Annotated in this window: 8 protein-coding genes; 2 read left to right on the forward strand and 6 right to left on the reverse strand. The window is 75.5% G+C overall.

Features of this window, described 5'->3' with window-relative positions:
- Positions 1-319 precede the first annotated feature (319 nt).
- The 6 genes from AC07FY_RS01840 to AC07FY_RS01865 all read right to left on the reverse strand — a co-directional run bounded on the left by AC07FY_RS01840 (position 320) and on the right by AC07FY_RS01865 (position 7,894).
- A complete protein-coding gene (locus AC07FY_RS01840) occupies positions 320-1,201 on the reverse strand; it encodes an ECF transporter S component (RefSeq protein WP_478999118.1) in 882 nt (293 codons plus the stop codon).
- On the reverse strand, positions 1,198-3,279 hold the full coding sequence (locus AC07FY_RS01845) for an ABC transporter ATP-binding protein (RefSeq protein WP_478999120.1): 2,082 nt from the start codon (positions 3,277-3,279) through the stop codon (positions 1,198-1,200). Before AC07FY_RS01845 ends, AC07FY_RS01840 begins: the two co-directional genes overlap by 4 nt.
- On the reverse strand, positions 3,276-4,559 hold the full coding sequence (locus AC07FY_RS01850) for an energy-coupling factor transporter transmembrane component T (RefSeq protein ID WP_478999122.1): 1,284 nt from the start codon (positions 4,557-4,559) through the stop codon (positions 3,276-3,278). The genes AC07FY_RS01845 and AC07FY_RS01850 overlap by 4 nt, the downstream gene beginning before the upstream one ends.
- Positions 4,556-5,221: an SCO2322 family protein gene (locus tag AC07FY_RS01855; RefSeq protein ID WP_478999124.1), complete on the reverse strand. Its 666-nt coding sequence runs from the start codon at positions 5,219-5,221 to the stop codon at positions 4,556-4,558. The genes AC07FY_RS01850 and AC07FY_RS01855 overlap by 4 nt, the downstream gene beginning before the upstream one ends.
- Positions 5,221-6,474, reverse strand: coding sequence for a prenyltransferase/squalene oxidase repeat-containing protein (locus AC07FY_RS01860; protein ID WP_478999126.1), 1,254 nt, complete (start codon positions 6,472-6,474; stop codon positions 5,221-5,223). The genes AC07FY_RS01855 and AC07FY_RS01860 overlap by 1 nt, the downstream gene beginning before the upstream one ends.
- Before the next feature lie 283 nt (positions 6,475-6,757).
- Positions 6,758-7,894 carry an MBL fold metallo-hydrolase gene (locus tag AC07FY_RS01865; RefSeq protein WP_478999128.1) on the reverse strand — a complete coding sequence of 379 codons (1,137 nt, stop codon included), beginning with the start codon at positions 7,892-7,894 and terminating at the stop codon, positions 6,758-6,760.
- Positions 7,895-8,096: 202 nt separating this feature from the next.
- Here AC07FY_RS01865 and AC07FY_RS01870 point away from each other — a divergent pair, with 202 nt between their 5' ends.
- Positions 8,097-9,560 carry an aldehyde dehydrogenase gene (locus AC07FY_RS01870; protein ID WP_478999130.1) on the forward strand — a complete coding sequence of 488 codons (1,464 nt, stop codon included), beginning with the start codon at positions 8,097-8,099 and terminating at the stop codon, positions 9,558-9,560.
- A complete protein-coding gene (locus AC07FY_RS01875) occupies positions 9,560-9,793 on the forward strand; it encodes a ferredoxin (RefSeq protein WP_478999131.1) in 234 nt (77 codons plus the stop codon). Before AC07FY_RS01870 ends, AC07FY_RS01875 begins: the two co-directional genes overlap by 1 nt.
- Positions 9,794-9,962 lie beyond the last annotated feature (169 nt).

The following is a 9,962-nucleotide window of genomic DNA, read 5'->3' on the forward strand; positions in this document are numbered from 1 at the left end:
CGCGGCATGCCGAGGCATGCGTGAGCCACTCACGCGAAGGAGAGGGGTTCGTCGGCGGGGAGTGGAGCACCCCGGCCGCCGTGCGACTCATCCAGTTCTACCGACCGCCCACCCCGCTGGCAACGAGCTTTGTTACTACCCGGCCTCGCAGGAGGGGGCCGATGGCCCCTCGGCGGGGAAGTCGATGCCGGGCAGGCGGCGGGGCGTGCACGGGGGCCGGTGAGGGACCTGCCGCGGCTACTACCGCGGCTCGTATGTGACGTGGGTCCTGTGGGGCGGGTCACCGCCAGGCCGCCCCGATCTCACCCTATGTGTCCGGTTAATGCCTTTTGTCGGTGTGGTGCGGGCCACCTTCCGCCCCCGAATCGAAGGCGACAGGGGCGTCGAACGCTGCTTTGCGCGTCGCCCGGCGCAGCGCCCGCAGCAGCGTCCCGCCGAGCGCGAGGGTCAGTACGACCGTCAGCGCCGCCCGGCCCAGGTCCCAGCCCACCGAGGTCGCCAGGCAGTAGGCGGCGAAGCGCGTCAGGTTCGCGCCGAGCGGGTCACCGGGGTGGAAGGAGATGCCCTGGCCCATGCCCTGCAGGAGCACCCAGCCCTGGAGGTTCATGATCGTGCCGTACGCGAAGGAGCCCCCGAAGCCGTACGCCGCCAGCATCAGCAGCTCCGCCCGGCCCCGGATGCGACCCGGGCCGGGAAGCAGGCCGGCGCCCAGCGCGAACCAGCCCATGGCCAGCATCTGGAACGGCATCCACGGTCCGACTCCGCCGGTCAGCAGGGCGGACGCGAACATCGTCACCGAGCCGAGCACGAAGCCGAAGCCGGGGCCCAGGACGCGGCCGCTGAGCACCATCAGGAAGAACATGGGTTCCAGGCCGGCCGTGCCCGCGCCGAGCGGCCGCAGCGCCGCCCCGACGGCGGCCAGCACGCCGAGCATCGCCACCGCCTTGGCGTCCATGCCGTCGTCGGCGATGGTCGCGACGACGACGGCGACGAGCAGCGGCAGCAGCGCGGCGAACAGCCAGGGGGCGTCCTGGGAGTGGGCGAGGCCGGACTGCCGGTCGGCGAGGAGCGGCCAGCCGAAGGCGGCGACACCGATGAGGGTGACCAGGACCAGGGCCGCGGCGGCGCGGGGGCCGATGCGGACGGGGCGGGCCGGGCGGGACGGGGCCGGGCGGGACGCGCCGGTCGCGGCGCGGCTCATGCGGGGGCCTGCCCGGGGGCGGCACCCGGGGCCTCGTCGGGGGAGGCGCCGGGGGGCGGAGTACGGGGGGTGGTGCGGGTCGGTGCGGTCGCGAGGGCGGCTGCGACCTGGCTCACCGTGAGCCAGTGGCCGGGGGCCAGGATCTTCGCGACCTGGGGGGCGAAGGCGGGGGAGGAGACGACGACCTCGGCGGTCGGGCCGTCCGCGACGATCTCCCCGCCGGCCAGGATCACCACCCGGTGGGCCAGCTCGGCGGCCAGCTCCACGTCGTGCGTGGCCAGCACGACGGCGTGCCCCTGCGCGGAGAGCGTCCGCAGGATGTCGATCAGGCGGGCCTTGGCCGCGTAGTCCAGACCGCGGGTGGGCTCGTCGAGGAGCAGCAGGGCCGGGCGGCCGGTGAGGACCAGCGCCAGGGCCAGGGCCAGGCGCTGGCCCTCGGACAGGTCCCGGGGGTGGGTGTCGTCGGGTACGTCCGGGAGCAGGGCGGAGACCAGGTCCCGGCAGGTGCCGGGGGGCGCGGCGGCGTCGGAGTCCGCGGCCGCGCACTCGGCCGCCACGGTGTCCGCGTACAGCAGGTCGCGGGGCTCCTGCGGGACGAGGCCGACGCGGCGGACCATCCGGGCGGGGGATGTGGTGTGGGGGGTGGCGCCGGCGACCGTGACGGTGCCGGTGGAGGGGGCGAGGGTGCCGGTGAGGGCGGCCAGGAGGGTGGACTTGCCGGCGCCGTTGCGGCCCATGAGGGCGATGGTTTCGCCCGGAGCCACCGTGAGGTCGATGTCGCGGAGCACGTCGGTGCGGGTGCGGCGGACGCCGAGGCCGCGGGCCGTGGCTACCGGTGTGCCGGGGGGTGTGGCCGGGGGCGTGGTCGGGTCCGGGCTGGGCGTGGCGCGGCGGAGGAGCCGCGCGAGCAGTCGGGCGGCGCCGTGGCCGGTCCGGGTCCGGTCCCTGGAGCCTTGCGCCTCGGGCGCCGGTGGGGTGGGGTGGGGGCCCTGCGGGCGGCTTTCCCCACCCCGCCCCTTCCCGAAACCGGGCTCCGCCCGGACCCGCGCCTCAAACGCCGGCGAGGCTGGGTGGGGCCCCGGCCGGACGTCGGCTGAGCGCCCGGAGGGGGATTCCGGCCCCGCCGGCGTTTGAGGCGCGCGGTCCGGGGCGGAGCCCTGGGAGTCGCCGGCCGCAGCCGAGGCAGGGCGCGGGACTCCGGCGGAAGCCGTGGCGGGAGACGCGCCGGTCGCAGCCGAGGCAGGGCGCGGGGCCCCGGTGGGAGCCGACAGGTGGGTGCGGAGGGGGGCCGCCTCGCGGCGGGCGTCGCGGATGGAGAGGGGGAGGGGGGACCAGCCCGCCAGGCGGCCCAGGGCCACCACCGGCGGGTGGACCGGGGAGACGGCCATGATCTCCGACGGCGTGCCCAGTACCGGCGCCGCGCCCGGGGACGGCAGGAGCAGCACCCGGTCCGCGTACTGGACCACCCGTTCCAGCCGGTGCTCCGCCATCAGGACGGTCGTGCCGAGGTCGTGCACCAGCCGCTGGAGCACCGCCAAGACCTCCTCCGCCGCCGCCGGGTCGAGGGCGGAGGTGGGTTCGTCCAGCACCAGGACCTTCGGGTGCGGGGTCAGGACCGAACCGATCGCCACCCGCTGCTGCTGGCCCCCGGACAGACTGGCGATGGGGCGGTCGCGCAGCTCGTTCAGGCCAAGGAGGTCCAGGGTCTCCTCGACCCGCCGCCGCATCACCGCGGGGGCCAGGCCCAGCGACTCCATCCCGTACGCGAGTTCGTCCTCGACCACGTCCGTCACGAAGTGCGCGAGCGGATCCTGGCCGACCGTGCCGACCACGTCCGCGAGTTCCCGCGGCTTGTGCGTGCGCGTGTCACGGCCCGCGACCGTGACCCGCCCCCGCAGCCTGCCCCCGGTGAAATGGGGGACCAGACCGCAGACGGCGCCCAGCAAAGTCGACTTGCCGACACCCGACGGGCCGACGAGGAGGGTCAGTTCGCCCTCCGGGATCACCAGGTCGACGCCCTGGAGCGAGGGCCGGGCCGCGCCCTCGTACGTCACCGAGACCTGCTCGAACCGGATCACGGGGACGCCTCCTCGGGCGGTACGGGTGCCACGAAGGCGGGCAGCAGGCCGATCAGGACCGCGGCCGCCGGCCACAGCGGGAACGCGGGCGCGGCCAGCGGGACCACGCCCGGGTGCAGGGCGGCGGGGTCGACGCTGCCCGCGTGGATCAGGAGCGCGGCGACGGCCGCGCCCGATCCGGAGACCAGCCAGGCGCGCGCGCCCCAGCGGTCGGGCCGGTAGCGGGTCCGCACCGACCGGCGGCCGCCCAGGCGCAGCCCGGCCAGCGCCAGCGCCAGGCCGATCAGGAGGACGGGCAGGCCGTACACCGCGCCCTCGGCGGCGAGCAGCCCGTACGTGCCCGCGCACATGCCGAGCAGGCCGCCGAGAGTGAGGACGTTGGTGGTGTGCCGGACGGCGGGCGGGACCTGCGCGGTGCGGCCGTAGCCGCGCGCGTCCATGGACGCGGCGGTCGCGACGGAGCGTTCGAGGGCGCCCTCCAGGACGGGCAGGCCGATCTGGAGGACGGCCTTGATCCCGCCGGTGGGGCGGCCGCGCAGCCGCCGGGCGGTCCGCAGGCGGACCACATCGGCGACCAGGTTCGGTGCGAAGGTCATCGCGACGACGACGGCGACCCCCGCCTCGTACAGGGCGGCCGGGAGCGATTTCAGGAGCCGGGCCGGGTTCGCGAGGGCGTTCGCGGCGCCGACGCAGACGAGGAGCGTGGCCAGCTTCGCGCCGTCGTAGAAGGCGAAGACCAACTGCTCGGCGGTCACCCGGCCGCCGAAGCGGATGCCCTGCGCCCAGGCGGGGAGGGGCACCTCGGGGAGGGTGAAGAGGAGGTGAGAGCCGGGGATGGGGGAGCCGAGGAGCATGGAGAAGAGCAGGCGCAGGCCGATGACGAAGAGGCCGAGCCGCAGGAAGGCGACGTAGGAGCGGGCCCAGGGGGCGCTGGTGCGGCGGGCGGCGACGACGTAGCCGGCCACGGCGGTGATCAGCCCGAGGAGCAGCGGGTTGGTCGTCCGCGAGGCGGCGGTGGCCAGCCCGAGGGCCCACAGCCACCAGGCCCCGGCGTGCAGGGCGGTGGCGCGGCGGGCGAGCGGGGCCCGCCATTTCTCGTACGACGACCGGGGCTCGGGACGCTGCGCCCCGGGCCGGCTCCGCCGGGTCGGGGTCGTGTCGCCGGGTGCCGGTCCGGTGGCGGGGCCGGTGGGGGCGGGCCGGGCGCGGGTCGGGTCGTCCGGTGCGGCCGTGGGGGTGTTCGGGTCGGCGGTGCGGTCCGGGGGTGGGGGGTTCGTCATCGTCGGGTGCGGCGGCGGGACTGCCGGACGGCGGCCGCGGCGAGGACCGCCACCGCCGCGAGGCCGGCCAGCAGGCCCGCCGACGGGCCCGCGCCGGCGTCCTCCGCGGCCTTGGCGTCCTCGGCGGTCTCCGGCTGCGCGGGCGTGTCCGGGAGGGGCTCGCCGCAGCCCTGCTTCGGGTAGCCCGACACCCCGCACAGCAGGGCGGCGCTGTTGTAGCGCAGCGGTGCGGCCGCCGAGGCCAGGGCTTCGGCGGCCGTGGCGTCGGGGGCCACCTGGGCGCAGGCCGTTCGCGGCTGCGCCTGCGGGGCGGCCTCGTCCTGCGGGGCGTCCTCGGGGAGGCCGAAGTCGATGACCAGGGCCACGCGCTTGCGGCCCTCGGCCGCCGGGGTCGCTCCGCAGATCGCGGTGAAGTCCGCCGCCGCCCGCGGCCGCGCCGCCTCCGCCGCCGCGTCCCTGCTCACCGCGAAGCGGAAGCCCTGCACGGAGCCGTCCGCCGGGCGGGCCATCGAGGGCCCGACGGTGGCGTACGCCCACGTACCGCCGGCGCCGTCCCAGAACGACCAGTAGCGGTAGCTCGCGGCCGCGGCCGGCCCGGCCGCGAGTACGGCCAGGACGACGCCGAAGGCGAGGGCGAGGGCGAGGAGACGGCGGCCGCCCATCAGAGCTGGTTCTTCTTGCGGCGGCCGCTCAGCAGGATGCCGATGCCGATGCCGGCGGCAGTGCCCGCGCCGACGACCCACCACACGCTCTGGCCGCCGGACGGCTTGTCCTTCTCGCTGTCCACCGTCGTCGCGGAGGTGTCCGCGCCCTGCGGGGCCGGGCCCGTCGCGTTCAGCGCCGCGACCAGGTCGGTGCCGCCGAAGGACTTCGGGTCGGTGCCGGTCGCGTGCGCGGCGAGGATCAGCGTGCCCAGGGCCGCCGGGCTGCCCTTCGACCACTCCGCGGAATGGGTCTTCAGCCACTCCAGCGCGCCGGTCGCCGACTGCTTGTGGCCGGCCGCGGCCAGGGCGATGACCGCGTCGGCGGTGTTGCCGGTGTCCGGTGTCGGCTGTTCGGCGCCCGGGGTCACGGCCGTCAGGTGACCGTCCTTCTCCAGCGCCCGCGCCAGGTGGCCGGCGGCGCCCTGCGCGGCGGCCGCCGGGTCCGCGGCGCCGGTCGCCGGGCAGGCGAGCGGGGCGGCCGGGGTGTCGGTGGTGGACGGGACGACGGCCGTGCCCTTGCCGAGGCCGGCCAGGGTCGCGGCGGCCGTCGCGTCGGCGTTCGCGAGCAGCTTGCCGTCGACCGGCTGGTAGGCGAACGCGCCGCGGTCGGCGGCCGGCTCGGCGGAGCAGCCCAGCTGGAAGGCGAGCAGACCCTCGTAGGCGGACCTGCCCGCCTTCGACCTGACCTCGGCCGGCTTCTCGCCGGCCACGGCGAGAGCGCTGATCACCAGGGCGGTGGAGTTGGCCTCGCTGGGGGAACCGGGCACGTAGGCCCAGCCGCCGTCCTCGTTCTGGACGGACTTGAGCCAGTCCACGGCCCGGGTGACGGCCGCGTCCCGGTCGCCGAGGGCCTTCATAGCCTGCACGGCCGCGGCGGTGGCGTTGGTGTCGAACACGGTCGTCGCCGCGCACGCCCCACCCGGCTCGGCGCGGAAGGAGGCGAACCCGCCGTTCGCGCACTGCTGGCCCTCCAGCCAGTCCACGGCCTGCGCGGCGGGCCGCAGGCCGACGGCGTGCTGGGCGAGCAGCGCGAAGGACTGCCGCCACACGCCGTCGTAGGTCGGGTCGTTCTTGCCGTACAGCCCGGAGGGGACGACCGGCGGGGCGGAGGGGGAGGCGGGCGGCGCGGTGTCGGCGAGGGCTGCGGGGGCGGCGCCCGCGCAGAGCACGGCGGAGGCGGCGAGCGCGGCGGCGCTGCGGCGGACGTTCATGGGGGCGGGTGCCTCTCCTGCTGGGGAGCCGGAGGCAGGCACGCTGGGGCACCGGGCTCCGGCCCCGTATACCTCGACGGTGCCGGCCGCCGGAGGCTTCCGGCGGCGCGAGCCGCGCACCTCCGACACGGGGCGTTCCGACTCCCCGCCGCCGGGCGGGCCGGGGCGGGTCACGGTTGCGGGTCAGTGCCGGATTCGCACCGGCTTTCCCCCGTACGGAAGTGTGGACGACGCCTTCACTCTACCGGCCCGTAGGGTGCGCGGCCGGGGCGCGGGCCCGGCGCTACAGCGCGCGGTACGTCACCGGGTCGCTGCCCGGGACGGCTTCGGCGCGGCCCTGTTTCACCAACCGCCGCAGGTGGGCCTCGGCTTCGGAGACGGCGATGTTGCGCGAGCCGTACGGGATCTGCTCCCAGGGCCGGTTCCATTCCATCCGCTCGGCCAGGTCCCACGGGGTCAGCGCCTCGGCCAGCAGCTCCCGCAGGCCCGCGAGGCGCTCCTCGTGGTGGGCGAGGAGTTCCCGTACGCGGGCGGCGGCGTCGGTGAAGGCGTGCTGGTGGGCCGGGAGCACCTCGGCCGGTTCGAGGCGGCCGATGCGTTCGAGGGAGTCGAGGTAGTCGCCGAGGGGGTCGGTGGCGCGGGTGACGCCGTTCTCGTCCGGGGCCTCGTACAGGCCGATGTGGGGGGAGATCCCGGGCAGCAGGTGGTCGCCGGAGAAGAGGCGGCCGTTGCCGGGGAGGTTCGCCGGATGGGCCTCCTCCAGGTGCAGGCAGACGTGGCCGGGGGTGTGGCCGGGCGTCCAGATCGCGCGCAGCCGGCGGCCGGCGAGGGGGAGCAGCTCGGCGGGGACGATCTCCCGGTCGGGGACGGCCGCGCGCAGCCCGGGCAGGGTGCGCAGCCGGCCGCTCGCGCGGGCGGCGCGCAGCGGGGCGATGTGCTCCTCGGGGGCTCCGGCGGCCGCGAGCTTCTCGCTCATGTAGTCGAACCACACGCCCGGCTCGGCGGAGCGGGTCCGTACGACGACCTCGGTGTCGGCGGCGTGCATGGCGATCCAGGCACCGGATGCCTCGCGCACCTGCCCGGACAGGCCGTGGTGGTCGGGGTGGTGGTGGGTGATGACGACGCCGTGCACGTCGGCGACGGGGATGCCGAGCGCGGCGAGGCCGGCGGCGAGGGCGTCCCAGGAGTCGGGGTCGTCCCAGCCGGTGTCGACGAGGACCGGCCCGCGGTCGGTGTCGAGGACGTGGACGAGGGTGTGGCCGAGGGGGTTGTCGGGGATGGGCACCTTGATCCCCCACACTCCGCCGCCGTGATCGGTGACGGGGGGTGCGGGGGGCGGCGCGTCCGGCTGCCGGGCTGTGCCGGGCTCGGTGGCCCCTTCCGGATGCTGCCGCGTACCCGGTGTCTCGTCCGTTGGCATGCGATCTCCTGCCCGCTCGTGCTGCTCGACCCGCTCACGAGAACTTGTTTCAGTAGTAGCCCAAGTCGACCACTTTCCCGTTCCCCTGACTAGTCGTTCGATCTTCCGGACCGCCTCCCGGGCGGTTCCGTCCTGGCCGTGGACTCCTCCAACTAGAACTGGTATCAGTTCTGCAACGCCCAAGCCGCAGGAGGCCTCAGCCATGACCGAGCTCGTGGAACACGGACAACTGTTCATCGGCGGGGAATGGACGGATCCGCTGGGCACCGACACGATCCGGATCGTCTCGCCCCACACCGAGCAGGTCATCGGCTCCGTCCCGCACGCCTCCCGCGGGGACGTGGACCGGGCCGTGGCCGCCGCCCGCCGGGCCTTCGACGAGGGGCCCTGGCCCCGGATGACCCTCGAGGAGCGCATCGCCGTCGTCTCCCGGATCAAGGACGCGATAGCCGTCCGGCACGAGGAGATCGCCCGCTCGATCAGCTCCCAGAACGGCTCCCCCTACTCCTGGAGCGTGCTGGCCCAGGCGCTCGGGCCGATGATGGTCTACGACGCCGCGATCACCGTCGCGCGCGCCTACCCCTACGAGGAGCACCGCCAGGGCGCCCTCGGCCCGATCCTGGTGCGGCGCGAGCCGGTCGGGGTCGTCGCGGCCGTCATCCCGTGGAACGTGCCGCAGTTCGTCGCGGCGGCCAAGCTTGCCCCCGCGCTGCTCAGCGGCTGCACCGTCATCCTCAAGCCCTCCCCGGAGGCTCCCCTCGACTCCTACATCCTCGCCGAGATCGCGCGCGAGGCCGGGGTGCCGGAGGGTGTGCTGTCGATCCTGCCCGCCGACCGGGAGGTCAGCGAGTATCTGGTGGGCCACCCCGGCATCGACAAGGTCGCCTTCACCGGCTCGGTCGCCGCGGGCCGGCGCGTGATGGAGGTGGCCTCGCGCAACCTCACCCGGGTCACCCTGGAACTGGGCGGCAAGTCCGCCGCGGTGATCCTGCCGGACGCCGATCTGGAGAGCGCGGTCGCCGGGATCGTCCCGGCGGCCTGGATGAACAACGGCCAGGCGTGCGTGGCGCAGACCAGGATCCTCGCCCCGCGCAGCCGGTACGAGGAGGTGGCCGAGGCCCTCGCGGCGGCGGCCGGCGCCCTGGTCGTCGGCGATCCGCTGGACCCGGCGACGCAACTCGGCCCGCTCGTCGCCCGGCGCCAGCAGCAGCGCTCCCTGGACTACATCCGCATCGGCCAGGAGGAGGGGGCGAAGGTGCTGTCCGGCGGCGGCCGCCCGGCGGGCCTGGACCGGGGCTGGTACGTGGAGCCGACCCTGTTCGGGGACGTGGACAACTCCATGCGGATCGCCCGCGAGGAGATCTTCGGACCGGTCGTCTGCCTGATCCCCTACGGGGACGAGGCGGAGGCGGTACGGGTCGCCAACGACTCGGAGTTCGGCCTGAGCGGCAGCGTCTGGACGGCAGACGTGGAGCACGGCATCGGCTTCGCCCGGCGGGTCCGCACCGGCACCTTCAACGTGAACACCTTCAGCCTGGACATGCTGGGCCCGTTCGGCGGCTACAAGAACAGCGGCCTGGGCCGGGAGTTCGGGCCGGAGGGCCTGGGCGAGTACCTGGAGCACAAGATGATCCACCTGCCCGCCGGCTACGGGGCGGGTGCCTGATGGGGGACCGCTGGCAGGTCGAGGTGGACCGGGGCGTCTGCATCGGCTCGGGCATGTGCGTCAACCACGCCCCGGAGGGCTTCGTCCTGGACGCGGCCCGCCAGTCCCACCCCCGCACCCCGCACCCGGACGCCAACGAGCCGGTCCTGACGGCGGCGGAGGGCTGCCCGGTGGAAGCCATCACGATCACCCTGGCCGCAACCGGCGAACCGGTCTTCCCCCCGGAGGAATAGGCGCGGAACCGCACGACGGCACGACGTGTGCTCAGGTTCCGCCGGGCCGCTGTGTGGGAGACGGCCCACAGTGCCGAAAGCCACCCCCCACGTGCGGCGGGGAGTGGCTTTCAGGGGTGGTGTCAGAGTTTCCAGAGCTGGTCGGCGTACCTGGAGTCACAGTCGTACT

The sequence above is a fragment of the Streptomyces sp. NPDC045967 genome (genome assembly GCF_056430495.1).